The organism is Pseudomonas sp. 22490, assembly GCF_052044465.1.
GTDB classification, from domain to species: Bacteria; Pseudomonadota; Gammaproteobacteria; order Pseudomonadales; family Pseudomonadaceae; genus Pseudomonas; species Pseudomonas aeruginosa.
The window spans coordinates 119,341-136,827 of sequence record NZ_JBQENS010000003.1 but is presented as its reverse complement, the minus strand read 5'-3'; the positions used below and the strand labels follow the sequence as shown (position 1 = coordinate 136,827).

Genomic DNA, 17,487 nt, shown 5'->3' with positions numbered 1-17,487 from the left:
CGCCGGTCAGCGCGCCAGGAGATGCTCGAGTCGGGCGTCGAACCAGGCGACGAATGCTGGGGAAGGCACCGCATCGACCGCCAGGTACCACCAGTCGGCCGCTGCGAAAGCCCGGCATTTAACGGCATCCTTCTCGGTCATCAGCAGCGGCAGCGGCGGGCTGAACGCCAGTTCGGCCGCCGTGTAGGTCGCGTGATCCGGGAAGGCATGCGGAATCGCCCGCCAGTGTAGCGCCTCGAGCGTCCTGAAGAAACGCTGCGGATTGCCGATCCCGGCCAGGGCATGGACCTCCTGGCCCGCGGGAAAATGCTCCAGCGGTCGGCGCTCGCCGCTCTGCAGGTTGATCAGCGCAGTAGGCTGCAAGCGGAATGCGTAACCGCCGTCAGGATCCTCGTCGGCGCCGTTGTAAAGCAGCGCGTCGACGCTTTCCAGACGCTCCGCCGGTTCGCGCAACGGACCGGCCGGCAGGCAACGACCATTGCCGAGACCGCGCGCGGCATCGATCAGCACCAGTTCCAGATCGCGCGCCAGGCGATAGTGCTGCAAGCCATCGTCGCAGAGGACCAGGTCCAACTGCTCTTCGGCGAGCAGCGCCTGCAGGGCGCGCGGACGATCCGGGTCGATCATCAGCGGCACGCCGCTGCGCCGGACGATCATCAGCGGTTCGTCGCCAGCCTCCGCGGCGTCCTGCTCGGCCCGCACCCGCCACGGCGTGGTGGGCGGCCGGGCACCATAGCCGCGGCTGATCACGCCAACCCGCAAGCCGCGAGCCCTGCAGTGCTCGATCATCCAGAGGATCATCGGCGTCTTGCCGGTTCCGCCGACGGTGATATTGCCTACCACCAGCACCGGCAGCGGTGCCCGGTAGGCGGGCTTGCGCCCGGACAGGAAGTCCGCCCGGCGGCCGTTCGCCACCCGACGATAGAGAGCCTCCAGCGGACGCAGCAGCGCCAGCGCCGGATGCCCCTGGTACCAGGCGGCGAGCAGTCGCTCGGAGAACGACATCAGGGCTTGGCCGCCGTGTTCTCGACCGTGGTGATGCGCAGGTGGACGAAGCCCAGCTTGCCCGCTGCGTCCATCGCCGTGACCACCGACTGGTGGGTGGACTTGGCATCGGCGCTGATCACCACCGGCAGGTTGTTGTCGCCCGCCGATTCACGCTGCATCGCCGCCATCAGGGTGGCCAGGTCGCTCTTGGCCAGCGCCTGCCCGTTCAAGGCGTAGTGCCCCTCGGCATCCACCGAGAGTTCCAGTTGCTTCTGCTCGGTGCCGGCGGTTTCGCCGCTCTCCGCCGATGGCAGCTCGATGTTGAGCTGCTCGGGGCGGGTGAAGGTGGTACTGACCACGAAGAACAGCAGCAGGACGAAGATCACGTCGATCAGCGACGCCAGGTTGATGAAGACGTCTTCACGGGCGGCACCCGCCCGTCTGCGGCGGAATTTCACGCTTTGCCTTCCTCGACGTAGTCGACTTCACGATCGCCCTGCACCACTTCCACCAGCTTGATGGCCTCCTGCTCCATGGCGATCACCAGTTCGTCGACCCGCCGCAGCAGGTAGCGATGGAAGAACACCGCCGGAATCGCCACCAGCAGGCCGGCGGCGGTGGTGATCAATGCCTTGGAGATGCCCGCGGCGAGCATCGGCGAGTTGGCCATGCCGTTGTCCATGAAGGCGCCGAAGATCTGGATCATGCCGAACACCGTACCCAGCAGGCCCAGCAGCGGCGCCATCGCGGCGATGGTACCGAGGGCGTTGAGGTAGCGCTCCAGCTCGTGGATGACACCGGAAGCAGCCTCCTCGATGCACTCCTTCATGATCTCGCGACCGTGCTTGGAGTTGGCCAGACCGGCGGCGAGGATCTCTCCCAGCGGCGAGTTGGCGCGCAGGTCCTTGAGCTTCTGGGCGCTCAGTTGCTTTCCCTTGATCTGCTTCCACACCTGGCCGAGCAGCTCGGGCGGCGCGACGCGGCTCTTGCGCAGCGTCCACAGGCGCTCCGCGACGATGGCGGTGGCGGCGATCGAACTCAGAATGATCGGCAGCATCATCCAGCCGCCGGCTTGAACCAGTTCCCACACAGTGGCATATCCCCGAAAAAAAAGTGGCGCCACTCTAGCACAGCGACCCTTTTCCGCCGACCGCCACGGTTCTCATTTTTCCCGCCAGAAGTGCGCCGAATCACGCTCCCGGCGTGCGCCGCCACGGCTTCCGAGGAGAAACGTCAGGGCACCGTCGCGTGCCGTGTCGTGGACCTGCGCGGCGACCCTCGCGTAACGCTCCATCACTTCGCCATGGGGATGGCCGAAGGCGTTGCGCCAACCTCGCGAGACCAGCACATGGCGAGGCCGCGTACGCAACACGAAGGCGACTCCGGAGGAACTGCGGCTGCCATGATGCGGCGCCAGCAACCAGTCGACCCGGGGATCGGCCTGTCGCGCCAGCCAGGCATGCTCGGCCGCACGCGAGATGTCCCCGGTCAGCAGCAGGACTTCGCCATCGGCCTCGACCCTCAGCACACAGGAGCGGTCGTTGCTGTCGCCGGCCTGTGCCCATGCCCACTGTTCGAAAACCACGCCATCCCAGGACCAGCTCCGCTCGTCGCAGCTGTCCGCGAACAACGGCGAAGGCAGGCGCGCGGGTTCGCCGCTGACCAGCCAAACCGGCGGGAATCGGGAAGCGACCGTAGGAGCACCGCCTGCATGGTCGTTGTCGGCATGGCTCAGCAACAGGCCGTCCAGGCGCCGCAGGTCCAGGCTGCGCAGCACCGGCACCACCACCCGCTCGCCCATGTCGAACGCCCCCTGCCGCGCACCGCTGTCATAGAGCAAGGCATGCTCCCGGGTACGCACCAGCACGGCCAGCCCCTGGCCGACGTCCAGCACCCGCACTTCCGCCCGCCCCCATTCGACAGGCGGCGATGACGGCAACAATGCCGGCAGTAGCAACGCGGCACCGAGGGCACGCAACGGCAAGCCAGCCGGCGCCAGCCAGCAGAGCGCGCCGAGCATGCCCAGCGCTACGCTCCAGGCCGCTGCGGCGGGTGGCTGCCAGGCCTCGGCCAGGCCCGCCAGCAGGCCAAGCGCACGAAACAGCAGGTCCAGCGAAACGCCAGCGGCGCGAAGCAACCCCTCGCCCAGCCCGGGCACCCACAGCAGCAGGCTCCCCGCCAGGGCCGGGGGCACTACCAGCAGTTCGATCCAAGGCACCGCCAGCAGGTTGGCCGGCGCTCCGCTCAGGCTCAACGGCAGGCCCAGCGCCAGCAGCGGCATCGCCAGCCCCAGCGCCATCCCCCACTGCGCCCGCCCCCAGGCCGCCCACCAGCGCCAGCGCCCAAGGCGCCCGGCGAACAGCCAGAGCAGCAGGGCAACCGCCAGGAACGACAGCCAGAACCCCGCCTGCAGGCTGGCCAGCGGCTCGACCAGCAAGACCAGCACCAGCGTTGCCAGCAGCGGGGTCAGCAAGCCCAGGTGGCGGAAACGCAGGCGCCAGACCAGCGCCAGGCTGACCATCAGGCAGGCGCGCCGCACCGGGACCTCGAAACCCGCCATCAACCCGTAGCTCCAGGCACCAAGCAAACCCAGGGCGCAGGCACAGGGCAGCCAGGGCAGGCGCCGCGGCCAGCAGCCCAGGCGATGCAAGGCCGCCACCAGGCCATAGAGCATCCCCGCCAGCAACGATATATGCGAACCGGAGATGACCATCAGATGCACGGTGCCGGTGTCCTGGAACATTCGCCACTCGGCCGCGCTCAGCCCCGAGCCATCCCCCAGCACCAGCGCCGCCAGGGCGGCGCCGCGCCCCTGTGCGTCGACCGCCAGCAGGCGTTGGCGCCAGGCGTCGCGCCAGGCATCCAGGCCGCTGGCCGGCTGCAGGCGCTGGCCCGCCTTCACCGTGCCAACGGCACCGACCCGCTGCGCCAACAACCAGGCCTCGTAGTCGAAACCCGCCGCGTTCACCAGGCCGCGGGGGCGTTTCAGGGTCACCGCCAGGCGCCAGCGTTCGCCGCCCATCAGCGGCGGCGCGCCGCGCCAGCTCAGGCGCAGACGCTCGGGAAGAAGCACGCCCCGCGCACCGCGGACCTCCTCCAGCCGGAAGCGCGTGACGCCCTCGCCGCTCGCCGGCAGATCGACCACACGCCCCTCCAGCCAAAGGGTGCGACCATCCAGCTCGGCGGCCAGGCGTCCGTCCAGGGCGACTTGCGCCGAGCCGCAGGCCCAGGCGAACCCGAGCAGGAACAACCCCAGCCAGTACAGCCGGCCGAACAGCAGCAACAGTCCGGCGGCGGCCATGCCCAGCAGCCAGCCGACCGACGGCAATTCCGCCAGGAAGCGCAGGGCCAGCAGCCCCGCGGCGAGGGCTGGCAATCCCAGGCGCATGAACGGTTCCTCCCATCCCCGTGGCGTGCCCTCCGCTCCCCGACATGTCACATGGGGTCATACAATGGGCAACGAAATCCTGTCATCTTGCTTGGCATAATACGCAAGCCTATATCCACCGAGAGCCCACATGCCGCGTCGCCTGTTCAAGCGCTACATGCCCGATCCGGAAAGCATCCGCTCGCAGAAGTCGCTGCGCTTTCTCGGCAAGTTGACGCACGATCCCAACCTTTGGCATCTCAATCGCCACTCGGTATCGCGCGCCATGGCCGCCGGGCTGTTCGCCGCCTTCATCCCGATGCCGATGCAGATGCTGCTGGCGGCCGGTCTGGCGGTGTGGATTCGGAGCAATCTGCCAATCTCCGTCGGATTGGTCTGGCTGACCAATCCGATCACGATGCCCCCGGTCTTCTATTGCACCTACAAGCTGGGCGCCTGGTTGATGCAGGTGCCGCCGCGCACCCTGCCGGACCATCTCACCTGGGAATGGATCAGCCAGGAGCTGTCCAGCCTCTGGCAGCCCTTCCTGCTCGGTTCGGTGGTGTGCGGCATCATCGCCGCCATCCTCGGCTACGCGCTGACGATGCTCTACTGGCGCTGGTGGGTGCAGCGCAGTTGGAGCCGACGCTGCCGGCAACGTCGCGAACGGGTCGCCGCGAAGTGATCCGCCGGACATGAAAAAGCCGCCTCGAAGGCGGCTTTTTCGTGGGCCTTGTCCGCCCCGTGCTGGGACTGGCGCAGGCCTTCTCGCTCACTCGTAGCGCAGCGACTCGGCCGGTTGTGTCCGCGCCGCGCGCCAGGATGGGTACAGGGTGGCGAGGAAGCTCATCAGCAATGCAGCGCTGCAGATCAGCACCACGTCCAGCACCTGCAGATCGGAAGGCAGGTAGTTGATGAAGTACACATCCGAGCTGAAGACCTTGTGTCCGACCAACCGTTCGATGCGGTCGATCATCCCGGTGATGTTCAACGCCGCGAACACCCCGAGTACCCCGCCGATGACCGTCCCGATCACGCCGATGACGGTGCCCTGGACCATGAAGATCGCCATGATCTGCCGCGGCGTGGCGCCGAGGGTACGAAGAATCGCGATGTCGGTGCGCTTGTCGGCGACCACCATGATCAGGGTGGCGATGATGTTGAAGGCGGCGACCGCGATGATCAGCAGCAGGAGCAGGCCGATCATGGTCTTTTCCATCTTCATCGCGTTGAACAGGCTGCCCTGGGTCCTGGTCCAGTCGCTGGACCTGAAGCCCTGCCCCAACTCCTTGACCACCTTGGCGGCGACCTGCGGCGACTGGTAGAGATCCTTCAGCTCCAGGCGCACGCTCGGCACCTGGCCCGGTTGCAGGCGCAGCAACTGGCCAGCATCGGCGATGTCGATCAGCGCCAGCGAGTTGTCCAGTTCGGCACCGACCTTGAACAGGGCGACGATGGTGAAGCGCTGCATGCGCGGAGTGATGCCGCCCGGCGCGCTGGTGGCTTCCGGGACGATCAGGGTCAGCTTGTCGCCGACATTGACATGGAAGCGCCGCGCGGTGATCTCGCCGAGGACGATGCCGAACTCGCCAGGCTTGAGGTCGTCCAGGCTGCCCTGGACGATGTGCTCACCGACGATGGAAACCTTGCGCTCCTCCTGCGGGTCGATGCCGTTGACCAGCACCGGCAGCATATTGCCCTTGTACGACAGCATGCCCTGCAGTTCGGCGAACGGCGCCGCGCCGACCACCTCGCGGTGCCGAAGCGCCGCGTTGGCGACGGTCTGCCAGTCGTCCAGCGGCTGCGCCGCGCTGATGGTGGCATGCGGCACCATGCCGAGGATCCGCGTGCGCATTTCCTTCTGGAAGCCGTTCATCACCGAGAGCACGATGATCATCGCCAGCACGCCCAGCGCCAGGCCGATCATCGAGGTCAGCGAGATGAACGAGATGTAGTGGTTGCGGCGTTTGGCGCGGGTGTAGCGCAGGCCTATGAAGAACGGTAACGGTCTGAACATGTCGCGGATGCACCGAGTCGATGGGGGATTCGCCGGACGGGAGCGGACGGCGGGCACGCCGTCGCCCCGCTACGCGGCGATCAGTCGGCCTTCTTCCAGGCGCAGGATGCGATCCATGTGCCCGGCCAGCTGGAGATCGTGGGTTACCACCAGGAACGAGGTCTGCAACGAACGGCTCAGTTCCAGCATCAGCTCCTGGATACCCTGGGCGGTATGCTGGTCGAGGTTGCCGGTGGGCTCGTCGAGCAGTACCAGCTGCGGACGGTTGACCAGCGCGCGGGCGATCGCCACCCGCTGGCGCTCGCCGCCGGACAGCTCGGCCGGCTTGTGCGACAGGCGATGCCCCAGCCCGACCCGCTCCAGCAGCTCGGCCGCCCGCTGGCGGGCTTCCGCGATCGGCGTGCGGCCGATCAACAGCGGCATGCAGACGTTCTCCAGGGCGGTGAACTCCGGCAACAGGTGGTGAAACTGGTAGACGAAGCCCAGCGCGCGGTTGCGCAGCAGCCCGCGGGCCGTCTCGTTCAGCGCCGAGAGTTCCTCGCCGGCGAGCCAGACGCTGCCGGCGGAGGGCGTGTCCAGGCCGCCGAGCATGTTCAGCAAGGTGCTCTTGCCCGAACCGGAGCTGCCGACGATAGCCACCCGCTCCCCAGGCAGCAGGTTCAACTCGACGCCGGACAGCACCTGCACCGATTGCGGCCCCTCGTCGTAGCTCTTGCTCAGGTTGCGGCAACTCAGCACCGACTTGTCATTCATAACGCAAAGCCTCCGCAGGCTGGGTGCGCGCCGCACGCCAGGCTGGATACAAAGTGGCGAAGAAGCTGAGGACCAGGGCCGCGCCGCAGACCAGCACGACATCGTCGAGCATCAGTTGCGACGGCAGGTAATCGATGAAGTACACGTCGGACGCGAGGAACTGGTGGCCCAGCAGCTTTTCCAGGGCGGAAATCCAGGCGCTGACGTTGAGCGCCGCGACCACCCCGAGGACCCCGCCGACCAGCGTGCCGATCACCCCGATCACCGTGCCCTGGACCATGAAGGTAGCCATGATCTGCCCCGGCGTGGCGCCGAGGGTACGAAGGATGGCGATGTCCGACTTCTTGTCGGTGACCACCATCACCAGGGTGGAAATGATGTTGAACGCGGCGACCGCGACGATCAGCAGCAGCAACAGGCCGATCATGGTCTTTTCCATGCGGATGGCCTGGTACAGGTTGCCGTGGCTGCGCGTCCAGTCGCGGGCGTAGAAGTCATTGTCGGTCAGGGTCCGGGCGATCTCCCAGGCCACCCGCGGCGCCTGGAACAGGTCGTCGAGCTTCAGGCGCAGCCCCTGTACCTGGTTGGTCTTCCAGCGCTGCAGGCGCGCGGCGTCTTCCAGGTGGATGAGCGACAGGCCGCCATCCAGTTCGCCGGCGCCGACGCGGAAGGTGCCGACCACGGTGAAACGCTTCATCCGCGGGAATACCCCGGCCGGGGTGACCGCCACCTCGGGGAGGATCAGGGTGACCTTGTCGCCGATGCCGACGCCGAGCTTCTGCGCCGCCAGTTGGCCGATGACGATGCCGAAGCCGCCGGCCTTGAGTTCCGCCAGCGAGCCCTGCTTGAAGAAATCGGGAATGATCGAGACCTTGGCCTCTTCCAGCGGATCGACCGCATCGACCATCACCGTCTGCACCGCGCCATTGGCGCTGAGCATGCCCTGCATCTGGGTGAACGGCGCTACCGCGGTGACATGCTCGTGGGCCTTGACCTTCTCGGCCAGGGCGCGCCAGTCATCGATGGGCTGGTACGACTCGACGGTGGCCTGCGGCACCATGCCGAGGATGCGGGTACGCATTTCGCGATCGAAGCCGTTCATCACCGAGAGCACCACGATCATCACCAGCACGCCCAGTGCCAGGCCGATCATCGAGGTCAGCGAAATGAAGGAGACGAAATGGCTGCGACGTTTGGCCCGCGTATAGCGCGTGCCGATGAAAACGGACAGGGGTCTGAACATGTCGCCCTTAGCTGGCAGAAAATGGATGCGTCGGGATGGCGAAGTGGCGAGGCATCGCCGGCGGCCTTACACTCTGACCATCACTGCCGCCGTGGGTTCGCCATGTCCACTCGTGACGCGGATGACCGCCGCGAATACTACCGTATCGAAGATACCCTCGCACTGGAATTTCGCCCTGCCGGGGCCGTCGAAGACGGCCTGGAGAGCGGGCCGGGGGCCACCCTGTTCAGCCTGCTCAGCGACCTCCACCTGATGGATTACGAGTCGCAGCACCTTCTGCGCCACATCAGCGAACGCGACCGCACGCTGGCCAACTACCTGAAGGTGATGAACAAGCGCATCGACCTGCTTGGCCAGGTCATGGTGCAGAGCCTGCTCAAGGAGATCGGCGAACCGCGCAAGGTCAGCCTGTCCGAGGGGGGAGTCAGCTTCCGCCACGACCGCGCATTGCCGGTCGGCCAGTTGCTCGTCCTGCGCATGGTCCTGTTGCCGCAGGGGTTCGGCCTCGAACTGCGGGCCCGGGTAATCCACGCCCAGCCACACGACGACGAATTCGAGATCGGCACCGAGTTCGAAGCGTTGAGCGACGCACAGCGCCAGTTGCTGGCCCGGCATATCCTCCAGAAGCAGGCCCAGCAGCGCCGCCTGGCACGGGCCGGACAGGGCCCGCTCGGCGAGCCGGGCCAACCTTCTTCGACCTGAAACCTTCTTCGACCTGAGATGTGCCGATGCTCCGTTCGCTACTGCTGTGCTCCCTCCTCCTCGCCCCGCCGCTGTTCGCCGACACCCTGAGCATTCCGCTGGGCGCCCAGGGCGATACCCGGGTCGCCCTGCCCGCGCACGGCGAAAGCCGCGAAGCCGTGCTGCAACGCTTCGGCCTGGCCGACGAGGAACATCCCGCGGTCGGCCAGCCGCCCATCGTGCGCTGGGATTACCGCGACTTCTCGGTATATTTCGAAAGCGGCCGGGTGCTCGACAGCGTTCGCCATCATCGGCCGCGGAATCCCGCGCAACCCTCGAACAAGGAGCCACAGTGACTCTCATCTATGGACATCGCGGCGCCAAGGGCGAAGCGCCGGAAAACACCCTGGCCAGCTTCCAGCGCTGCCTGGAGCATGGCGTCAACCGTTGCGAACTGGACCTGCACCTGTCCCGCGACGGCGAACTGATGGTGATCCACGACCCGACCCTGAAGCGCACCACCGGCCGCCGCGGTAAGGTCGCCGAACACGACGCGGCCACCCTGGTCACCTACGACGCGCGCAAGGGCGGCCCCGGCTGGGTACGGCCGACGCCGATCCCGCGGCTGGAGGAGTTGTTCGAGAAGTGCCCGTTCGAGCACTGGCAACTGGAAGTGAAGAGCGCCTCGCGCGAACGCGCGGCGCGGACGGTAACGCGGATCAGGGAGCTGACCGAGCGCTTCGGCAACCGCGACAAGGTCACCGTCACCAGCGGTTCGCGGACCGTGCTCAAGGCCCTCAACGAACTGACCCCAGAGCTGTCGCGCGGGCTGGTCGCCGAATACGCCTGGCTCGACCCGCTGAAGGTCGCCCAGCACTATGGCTGTGCCCTGCTCGCCCTGAACTGGACCCTATGCACCCCGGAACGCCTGCTCAAGGCCCAGCGCCAGGGGCTTCACGTCTCGGTGTGGACGGTCAACGAACCGGCGCTGATGCGCCGGCTCGCCGACTTCGGCGTGGACAGCCTGATCACAGACTTTCCCGGTTTGGCCAGCGCCACCCTCGGGAATCGCTGAGCACATCCCCTCCGGCCGGCTCAGGCCGCCGGCCGGAGTCCTTCAAAAAAGCCGGTTGAGGCCGTCGAACGCCGCTACCCGATAGGCTTCCGCCATGGTCGGGTAGTTGAAGGTGGTGTTGACGAAGTACTTCAGGGTATTCAGCTCGCCCGGCTGGTTCATGATCGCCTGACCGATGTGGACGATTTCCGAAGCCTGGTCGCCGAAGCAGTGCACGCCGAGGATCTCCAGGGTCTCGCGATGGAACAGGATCTTCAGCATGCCCACCGGCTCGTTGGAAATCTGCGCCCGGGCCATGCCCTTGAAGAACGCCTTGCCCACTTCGTAGGGAATCTTCGCCGCGGTCAGTTCGCTTTCGTTCTTGCCGATCGAGCTGATCTCCGGAATGGTGTAGATGCCGGTCGGCACATCGTTGACGAAGCGCCAGCTGTCGCTCTCGACGATGTTGCCGGCGGCCGAGCGGCCCTGGTCGTAGGCAGCGCTGGCCAGGCTCGGCCAGCCGATCACGTCGCCGGCGGCGAAGATGTTGCTCACCGAAGTGCGGTAGTTCTCGTCCACCTCGATCTGGCCACGGCTGTTGACCTTGATGCCGACGTTCTCCAGGCCGAGCTTGTCGGTGTTGCCGGTCCGGCCGTTGCACCAGAGCAGCGCGTCCGCCTTGATCTTCTTGCCCGACTTCAGGTGCAGGATGACACCGTTGTCCAGCCCCTCGACGCGCTCGTACTCCTCGTTGTGGCGGATCAGCACGTTGTTGTTGCGCAGGTGGTAGCTCAGCGCATCGGAAATCTCGTCATCGAGGAAGCTGAGCAACTGGTCGCGCGTATCGATCAGGTCCACCAGCACGCCCAGGCCGCTGAAGATCGACGCGTATTCGCAGCCGATCACCCCGGCTCCGTAGATGATCAGCCGGCGCGGGGTGTGGCTCAGGGACAGGATGGTGTCGCTGTCGTAGACCCGCGGGTGGTTGAAATTGATGTCCGAAGGACGATACGGGCGCGAGCCGGTGGCGATCACGAACTGGTCGGCGACCAGGCGCTCCACCGCGCCGCTCGGCGTCACCACTTCGACGGTGCGTTCGTCGACGAAGCTGGCGGTGCCGGTGAACATGTCGATGCGATTGCGCGCGTAGTAGCCGGTACGCGAAGCGACCTGCTTGGAGATCACCCGGTCGGCGCTCTTCAGCACGTCGGGGAAGGAGAACCAGCGCGGCTCGCCGATCTGGCGGAACATCGGGTTGGTGTTGAACTCGATGATCTGCTTCACCGAGTGGCGCAGGGCCTTGGAAGGAATGGTGCCGAGGTGCGTGCAGTTGCCTCCGACCACGCGACGGCTGTCGACTACCGCCAGCTTGCGTCCGTACTTGGAGGCGTTCATCGCCGCCCCTTCGCCCGCCGGACCCGTGCCCAAAATCACCACGTCGTAGTTGTAGACAGCCATGCGTACTCCTCAGAACAGGCCGAGGCGCCCACTGGCGCCTCCGGCAAAGCCGCTGCACAACATGTGCGCGGCGGATCGATTCGATCATCGGGTCGGTGCGAACGACGGCATTCGCCGGGCAAGGCTCGGTCCGACCTCGAGGCGGGCATATGTTACGCCCTGTGCGAAATGTCGCACATTAGCGTTTGGTCGCGTCGTAGGCGAGTTTTCCGGGCACTACAGATTCGTCGCGGTTGGCTTCCTCGCATTTCTGCCGGTCGCCGCCGCAGATCGAGCATTCCTTCTCGATCCCCAGGTTAGCGATGCCGCCGCAGGAACCGGCGATCGGCTTGCGGCCCATGATGACGCCGATGGACATGCCGAAGACCACCAGCAGCATGATGACGAAGACCAGTAGCCAGGTCATGGACGTTCTCCTTGGTTGCCGAACAGTTGCTCGTAGCGTGGCGTGGTGCGGCTGTCGAAACCGTTGCCCTGGCGACTGACGAACAGCGCCGCCAGTCGGTGCTTCTCGGCGAAACGGTAGCCCTCCTCCGGACCGAGCGCCATCAGCAGGGTCGACAGGCCGTCGGCGTTGCGCGTCGACGGATCGATCACCGTGACCGAAGCCAGGTGATGGTCGATCGGCGCGCCGGTGCGCGGGTCGAAGGTGTGCGAATAGCGCTGGCCGTTCTCTTCGAAATAGTTGCGGTAATCGCCCGAGGTCGAGACGCCGTAGCCGTCCAGCGCCAGCACCTGCTGGGCGACCCGCTGGCCCTCGCGCGGCGCTTCGATAGCGATGCGCCAGGGCGTGCCGTCCGGCTTGCGCCCTTCGGCTTTCAACTCGCCGGTGATTTCCGCCAGGTAGCTGCGCACGCCAAGCTCCTTCAGGCGTTCGCCTACCGCGTCCACCGTATAGCCAGCGGCGATGCTGTCGAAGTCCAGCTGTACGGCGGCGTCCTTGCACAGGCGCTGGCCGTCGATGCGCAGGTGTCGATGGCCGACGTCACGGCGCACCGCGGCGATCTGCTCGGCGCTGGGAACCTTCTCCACCCGCGCCTGCGGACCGAAGCCCCAGAGGTTCATCAGCGGCTCGACGGTCATGTCGAAGGCGCCCTGGCTCTGTTCCGACAACTCGCCGCCGTAGCGCAGCAACTCCAGCATCGGTGGCGGCAGCTCCATGCAGGACTGCGCCGGCAGCGCATTGAAACGCGAGACCAGGGAATCGTCGCGGTAGGTGGACATCTGCCGGTCGACCTCGGCGAGGATCGCCTCCACCGCGGCTTTCGCCGTCTGGACGTCGGGCGCCGAGGCGCCGCGCACGTACTTGATCGAATAGGTGCTGCCCATGGTCGGGCCGCCGAAGCTTTCCAGGGTGTCGCCGCAACCGGCCAGGACCAGCGCCAGCGCTGCCAGTCCGGCCATGGCAAGCGGACGGAAACGCTCAGCCACCGAAATCGTCCAGCAGGATATTCTCGCGCTCCACGCCCAGGTCGGTGAGCATCTTGATCACCGCGGCATTCATCATCGGCGGGCCGCACATGTAGAACTCGCAGTCCTCGGGCGCCGGGTGGTCCTTCAGGTAGTTCTCGAACAGCACGTTGTGGATGAAACCGGTCAGGCCGGTCCAGTTGTCCTCCGGCTGCGGGTCGGACAGCGCCAGGTGCCACTGGAAGTTGGGGTTCTCCGCCTGCAGCTGGTCGTACTCCTCGGTATAGAAGGCCTCGCGCAGCGAGCGCGCGCCGTACCAGAAGCTGATCTTGCGGTTCGACTTGAGCCGGCGCAACTGGTCGAAGATGTGCGAACGCATCGGCGCCATGCCGGCGCCGCCGCCGATGAAGACCATCTCGGCCTCGGTGTCCTTGGCGAAGAACTCGCCGAACGGCCCGTACACGGTGACCTTGTCGCCCGGCTTGAGGTTGAACACCCAGGACGACATCTGCCCCGGCGGCAGGTCGCTGCCTGGCGGTGGCGAGGCGATGCGGATGTTGAACTTGACCACGCCCTTCTCTTCCGGGTAGTTGGCCATCGAGTAGGCGCGGATCACCGTCTCGTCGACCTTCGACACGTAGCGCCACATGTTGAACTTGTCCCAGTCGCCGCGATATTCCGACTGGATATCGAAGTCCTTGTACTCGACCACGTGCGGCGGGCATTCCAGCTGCACGTAGCCGCCGGCACGAAAGTCCACGCTCTCGCCGTCCGGCAGGCGCAGGGTGAGTTCCTTGATGAAGGTGGCGACGTTGGGGTTGGACTCCACCGTACACTCCCATTTCTTCACCCCGAAGACCTCTTCAGGCACGCGGATCTGCATATCCTGCTTGACCGGCGTCTGGCACGACAGGCGCCAGCCTTCCTTCGCCTGGCGCCGGGTGAAGTGCGACTCCTCGGTGGGCAGCATCTCGCCGCCGCCCTCGACCACCACGCATTTGCACTGCGCGCAGGTGCCGCCGCCGCCGCAGGCGGAAGACAGGAACACGTTGTTCGCCGCCAGGGTTTGCAGCAGCTTGCCGCCGGCCGGCACGGTCAGGCTGTGCTCGCCGTTGATCTGGATGGTCACGTCTCCACTCGACACCAGCTTGGCGCGGGCGACCAGGATGATCGCCACCAGGCCCAGGACGATGGCGGTGAACATGCCGATGGCCAGGAAAATCTCGAATCCGATCACGGGCCTCTCCTTACAACTGCACGCCGGAGAACGACATGAAGCCCAACGACATCAGGCCGATGGTGATGAAGGTGATCCCCAGGCCCTGCAGGCCCTCGGGGACGTCGCTGTACTTGAGCTTCTCGCGGATACCCGCCAGCGCGGCGATCGCCAGCGCCCAGGAAAAGCCCGAGCCGACGCCGTACACCGTGCTCTCGGCAAGGTTGTAGTCGCGCTCGACCATGAACAGCGAGCCGGCCATGATCGCGCAGTTCACCGTGATCAGCGGCAGGAACACGCCCAGCGCGTTGTAGAGGCTGGGTACGTACTTGTCGAGGAGCATCTCGAGGATCTGCACGATGGCGGCGATCACCCCGATGTAGCTGAGCAGGCCGAGGAAACTCAGGTCCACCTCGGGCAGCCCGGCCCAGGCCAGCGCGCCGTCCTTGAGCAGGTAGGTGTAGATCAGGTTGTTGGCCGGCACGGTGATGGTCTGCACCACGATCACCGCGATACCCAGGCCGATGGCGGTCTCCACCTTCTTCGAGATGGCGATGAAGGTACACATGCCGAGGAAGAACGCCAGCGCCATGTTCTCGACAAACACGGCCTTCACGAACAGGCTGATGTAGTGCTCCATCAGTAAGCCTCCTTGCTGGATACCTGCGGGGCCATCTTGTAGGTCGGGGCCTCGACCTGGTCTTTCTTCCAGGTCCGCAGGGCCCAGATGATCAGGCCGATCAGGAAGAACGCCGAAGGCGGCAGCAGGAGCAGGCCGTTCGGCTGGTACCAGCCGCCATCGTTGACCGTCGGCAACACGCTGATGCCGTAAAGCTTGCCGGCGCCGAACAGCTCGCGGACGAAGCCCAGCACCAGCAGCATGGCGCTGTAGCCGAGACCGTTGCCGATGCCGTCGAAGAACGACACGAGCGGCGGGTTGGCCATGGCGAAGGCTTCGGCGCGGCCCATCACGATGCAGTTGGTGATGATCAGCCCGACGAACACCGAGAGTTGCTTGCTCAGGCTATAGGCATAGGCCTTGAGCACCTGGTCGACGACGATCACCAGCGAGGCGATGATCACCATCTGCACGATCATCCGGATCGAGCTGGGAATCTGCCGGCGGATCATCGAGATGAACAGGTTGGAGAAGCCGGTCACCAGGGTCAGGGCGATGGCCATGACGGTAGCGGTCTTCAGGTTCGAGGTTACCGCCAGCGCCGAGCAGATCCCGAGGATCTGCAGGCCGATCGGATTGTTCTGGAAGACCGGATTGAACAGGACTTCGCGGATCGTGGGTTGAGCAGCCATCACGCCTCCCCTTTGCGCAGATTGGCGAGGAAGGCGTCGAAACCGTCCTTGCCGAGCCAGAAATGCAGCAGGTTGTCGACACCCTTGCTGGTCAGGGTGGCGCCGGCCAGGCCGTCGACCTGGTGGGTCGCCTTCGCCGATTGCGGGTCCACCGAGCCCTTGATGATCTGTACGGCAAGATCGCCCTGGGCGTCGTAGAGGGTCTTGCCGACCCACAGCGCCTTCCATTTCGGATTGTCGACCTCGCCGCCGAGACCGGGGGTCTCGCCATGCTGGTAGAAGCCGAAGCCGGCGACCGTGTTGAGGTCGCCCTTGAGCGCCAGGAAGCCGTACAGGGTCGACCACAGACCGTAGCCGCGCACCGGCAGGATCAGGGTGTCGAGCTTGCCGTCGGTCTCCACCAGGTAGACCGTGGTGTAGCGCTCGCGGCGCTTGATCGAGGCGATGTCCTCGGCGGCGGGCAGCGCCTCCGACAGCGCCGGGTCCTTGGCCGCTTTCAGCGGGTCGTAGCCGAGCGGGTCCTGGGCATCGCTGAAGGTGCCGCTCTGCAGGTCGACCACCTTGGCGGTGATGCGACTGTCGAACAGCGCCTTGACCTCTTTGCCGGACATGCCCGGCTCGCCGAGACCGGCGATGGCGAGGATGCTGCGCTGCTTGTCGAGCAGGCGGTTTTCCGCCTGGGTCGGCTTCAGCGCCACCGCCGCGCCGGCGACGAACACCGAGCTGACCAGGCACACCACCAGGGCTACCAGCAGTGTGCGGGTGGTGGATTCTTGATTAGCCATTGCGCGCCAGCCTCCGCTTGATGTTGGCCTGAACGACGAAATGGTCGATCAGCGGTGCGAACAGGTTGGCGAACAGGATCGCCAGCATCATGCCTTCCGGGAACGCCGGGTTGACCACCCGGATCAGCATGACCATCACTCCGATCAGGGCGCCGAACAGCCACTTGCCGGTATCGGTCATGGACGCCGAGACCGGGTCGGTGGCCATGAAGATCATGCCGAAGGCGAAGCCGCCGGTGACCAGGTGCCAATACCAGGGCATGGCGAACATCGGGTTGCTGGCCGAGCCGATGGCGTTGAACAGGTAGCTCATGGCGACCATCCCCAGCATCACCCCGGCGACGATGCGCCAGGAGGCGATGCGGGTCAGCAGCAGCACGGCGCCGCCGATGAAGATCGCCAGGGTGCTGGTCTCGCCCATCGACCCCTGCATGTGGCCGAGGAAGGCATCCATCCAGGTCAGGCCGTGGCCGAGGATGTTGTCCACCCCGCCGGCGGCGGCCAGGCTCAGCGAGGTGGCGCCGGCGAAGCCGTCCACCGAGGTCCATACCGCGTCGCCGGACATCTGCGCCGGGTAGGCGAAGAACAGGAAGGCCCGGCCGACCAGTGCCGGATTGAGGAAGTTCTTCCCGGTGCCGCCGAACACTTCCTTGCCCAGCACCACGCCGAAGCTGATCCCCAGGGCTACCTGCCACAGCGGGACGGACGGCGGCAGGGTCAGGGCGAACAGCACCGAGGTGACGAAGAAGCCTTCGTTGACCTCGTGGCGGCGGATGCTGGCGAACAGCACCTCCCAGAAACCGCCGACGATGAAGGTGGTCAGGTACACCGGCAGGAAGTACGCGGCGCCCTGGACCAGGCAATCCCACAGGCTGTTCGGGTCGAACCCGGCCAGCGCGCCGATCAGGGCGAAGCGCCAGCCATCCTGGGCGCTCAACAGGTCGGGGCTCTGGGCGAAGATCAGGTTGGCCTGGTGGCCGACGTTGTACATGCCAAAGAACATCGCCGGGAAGGTGCACAGCCAGACGATGATCATCATGCGCTTCAGGTCGATGCCGTCGCGCACGTGTGCAGTGGTGCGGGTGACGCTGCCGGGACGATAGAGGAAGGTGTCCACGGCTTCGTACAGCGGGTACCACTTCTCGTAGCGCCCGCCCTTCTCGAAATGATGCTCGACCTTGTCGAGCAGGTTACGCAAACCCATG

Annotated in this window: 19 protein-coding genes; 4 read left to right on the top strand and 15 right to left on the bottom strand. The window is 66.0% G+C overall.

Features of this window, described 5'->3' with window-relative positions:
• Positions 1 to 6 precede the first annotated feature (6 nt).
• The 4 genes from lpxK to ACTJJX_RS04645 all read right to left on the bottom strand — a co-directional run bounded on the left by lpxK (position 7) and on the right by ACTJJX_RS04645 (position 4,375).
• Positions 7 to 1,005 carry a tetraacyldisaccharide 4'-kinase gene (gene lpxK / locus ACTJJX_RS04660; RefSeq protein WP_003091159.1) on the bottom strand — a complete coding sequence of 333 codons (999 nt, stop codon included), beginning with the start codon at positions 1,003 to 1,005 and terminating at the stop codon, positions 7 to 9.
• The gene (locus ACTJJX_RS04655; protein WP_003091161.1) at positions 1,005 to 1,445 is read right to left on the bottom strand and encodes an ExbD/TolR family protein; all 441 of its coding nucleotides are present in this window, start codon (positions 1,443 to 1,445) and stop codon (positions 1,005 to 1,007) included. Before ACTJJX_RS04655 ends, lpxK begins: the two co-directional genes overlap by 1 nt.
• Positions 1,442 to 2,077: a MotA/TolQ/ExbB proton channel family protein gene (locus ACTJJX_RS04650; protein WP_003091163.1), complete on the bottom strand. Its 636-nt coding sequence runs from the start codon at positions 2,075 to 2,077 to the stop codon at positions 1,442 to 1,444. The genes ACTJJX_RS04655 and ACTJJX_RS04650 overlap by 4 nt, the downstream gene beginning before the upstream one ends.
• 72 nt (positions 2,078 to 2,149) lie before the next feature.
• Positions 2,150 to 4,375, bottom strand: coding sequence for a DNA internalization-related competence protein ComEC/Rec2 (locus tag ACTJJX_RS04645; protein WP_016852665.1), 2,226 nt, complete (start codon positions 4,373 to 4,375; stop codon positions 2,150 to 2,152).
• Positions 4,376 to 4,505: 130 nt separating this feature from the next.
• On the opposite strand from ACTJJX_RS04645, the gene ACTJJX_RS04640 reads away from it, so the two are divergent.
• Positions 4,506 to 5,039 carry a DUF2062 domain-containing protein gene (locus ACTJJX_RS04640; RefSeq protein ID WP_003091165.1) on the top strand — a complete coding sequence of 178 codons (534 nt, stop codon included), beginning with the start codon at positions 4,506 to 4,508 and terminating at the stop codon, positions 5,037 to 5,039.
• 87 nt (positions 5,040 to 5,126) lie between these two features.
• Here the strand turns inward: ACTJJX_RS04640 and ACTJJX_RS04635 are convergent, their stop codons facing one another.
• The 3 genes from ACTJJX_RS04635 to ACTJJX_RS04625 all read right to left on the bottom strand — a co-directional run bounded on the left by ACTJJX_RS04635 (position 5,127) and on the right by ACTJJX_RS04625 (position 8,367).
• Complete coding sequence (locus ACTJJX_RS04635; RefSeq protein WP_003113987.1) at positions 5,127 to 6,371, bottom strand: lipoprotein-releasing ABC transporter permease subunit; 1,245 nt, start codon at positions 6,369 to 6,371, stop codon at positions 5,127 to 5,129.
• Between the two features lie 69 nt (positions 6,372 to 6,440).
• Entirely contained in the window at positions 6,441 to 7,124 is a 684-nt protein-coding gene (lolD, locus tag ACTJJX_RS04630; RefSeq protein WP_003091168.1) for a lipoprotein-releasing ABC transporter ATP-binding protein LolD, read from the bottom strand.
• The gene (locus ACTJJX_RS04625) at positions 7,117 to 8,367 is read right to left on the bottom strand and encodes a lipoprotein-releasing ABC transporter permease subunit (RefSeq protein ID WP_003091170.1); all 1,251 of its coding nucleotides are present in this window, start codon (positions 8,365 to 8,367) and stop codon (positions 7,117 to 7,119) included. Before ACTJJX_RS04625 ends, lolD begins: the two co-directional genes overlap by 8 nt.
• 102 nt (positions 8,368 to 8,469) lie before the next feature.
• Here ACTJJX_RS04625 and ACTJJX_RS04620 point away from each other — a divergent pair, with 102 nt between their 5' ends.
• From ACTJJX_RS04620 to ACTJJX_RS04610, 3 genes are read left to right on the top strand one after another with little or no spacing between them, the layout of a single operon-like run.
• Positions 8,470 to 9,069, top strand: a complete 600-nt coding sequence (locus tag ACTJJX_RS04620; RefSeq protein ID WP_003118087.1) for a PilZ domain-containing protein — start codon at positions 8,470 to 8,472, stop codon at positions 9,067 to 9,069.
• A 26-nt stretch (positions 9,070 to 9,095) separates the two neighbouring features.
• Entirely contained in the window at positions 9,096 to 9,404 is a 309-nt protein-coding gene (locus ACTJJX_RS04615) for a hypothetical protein (protein WP_003105194.1), read from the top strand.
• Complete coding sequence (locus ACTJJX_RS04610) at positions 9,401 to 10,123, top strand: glycerophosphodiester phosphodiesterase (protein ID WP_003105190.1); 723 nt, start codon at positions 9,401 to 9,403, stop codon at positions 10,121 to 10,123. Before ACTJJX_RS04615 ends, ACTJJX_RS04610 begins: the two co-directional genes overlap by 4 nt.
• A 42-nt stretch (positions 10,124 to 10,165) precedes the next feature.
• Here the strand turns inward: ACTJJX_RS04610 and sthA are convergent, their stop codons facing one another.
• From sthA to ACTJJX_RS04570, 8 genes are all read right to left on the bottom strand, one after another.
• Positions 10,166 to 11,560 (bottom strand): Si-specific NAD(P)(+) transhydrogenase, encoded by a 1,395-nt coding sequence (gene sthA, locus ACTJJX_RS04605; protein ID WP_003091177.1) that lies wholly within the window; start codon positions 11,558 to 11,560, stop codon positions 10,166 to 10,168.
• Positions 11,561 to 11,738: 178 nt separating this feature from the next.
• The gene (gene nqrM / locus ACTJJX_RS04600) at positions 11,739 to 11,966 is read right to left on the bottom strand and encodes a (Na+)-NQR maturation NqrM (protein WP_003091178.1); all 228 of its coding nucleotides are present in this window, start codon (positions 11,964 to 11,966) and stop codon (positions 11,739 to 11,741) included.
• A complete protein-coding gene (locus ACTJJX_RS04595; RefSeq protein ID WP_003162488.1) occupies positions 11,963 to 12,991 on the bottom strand; it encodes an FAD:protein FMN transferase in 1,029 nt (342 codons plus the stop codon). Before ACTJJX_RS04595 ends, nqrM begins: the two co-directional genes overlap by 4 nt.
• Positions 12,984 to 14,207 (bottom strand): NADH:ubiquinone reductase (Na(+)-transporting) subunit F, encoded by a 1,224-nt coding sequence (nqrF, locus tag ACTJJX_RS04590; RefSeq protein WP_003143659.1) that lies wholly within the window; start codon positions 14,205 to 14,207, stop codon positions 12,984 to 12,986. The genes ACTJJX_RS04595 and nqrF overlap by 8 nt, the downstream gene beginning before the upstream one ends.
• A gap of 10 nt (positions 14,208 to 14,217) precedes the next feature.
• Entirely contained in the window at positions 14,218 to 14,826 is a 609-nt protein-coding gene (nqrE, locus tag ACTJJX_RS04585; RefSeq protein WP_003091182.1) for an NADH:ubiquinone reductase (Na(+)-transporting) subunit E, read from the bottom strand.
• Positions 14,826 to 15,500, bottom strand: a complete 675-nt coding sequence (gene nqrD / locus ACTJJX_RS04580) for an NADH:ubiquinone reductase (Na(+)-transporting) subunit D (protein ID WP_003119802.1) — start codon at positions 15,498 to 15,500, stop codon at positions 14,826 to 14,828. The genes nqrE and nqrD overlap by 1 nt, the downstream gene beginning before the upstream one ends.
• Positions 15,497 to 16,282 (bottom strand): Na(+)-translocating NADH-quinone reductase subunit C, encoded by a 786-nt coding sequence (locus ACTJJX_RS04575; protein ID WP_003091184.1) that lies wholly within the window; start codon positions 16,280 to 16,282, stop codon positions 15,497 to 15,499. The genes nqrD and ACTJJX_RS04575 overlap by 4 nt, the downstream gene beginning before the upstream one ends.
• Complete coding sequence (locus tag ACTJJX_RS04570) at positions 16,275 to 17,486, bottom strand: NADH:ubiquinone reductase (Na(+)-transporting) subunit B (protein ID WP_003109478.1); 1,212 nt, start codon at positions 17,484 to 17,486, stop codon at positions 16,275 to 16,277. The genes ACTJJX_RS04575 and ACTJJX_RS04570 overlap by 8 nt, the downstream gene beginning before the upstream one ends.
• Position 17,487: the final 1 nt, after the last annotated feature.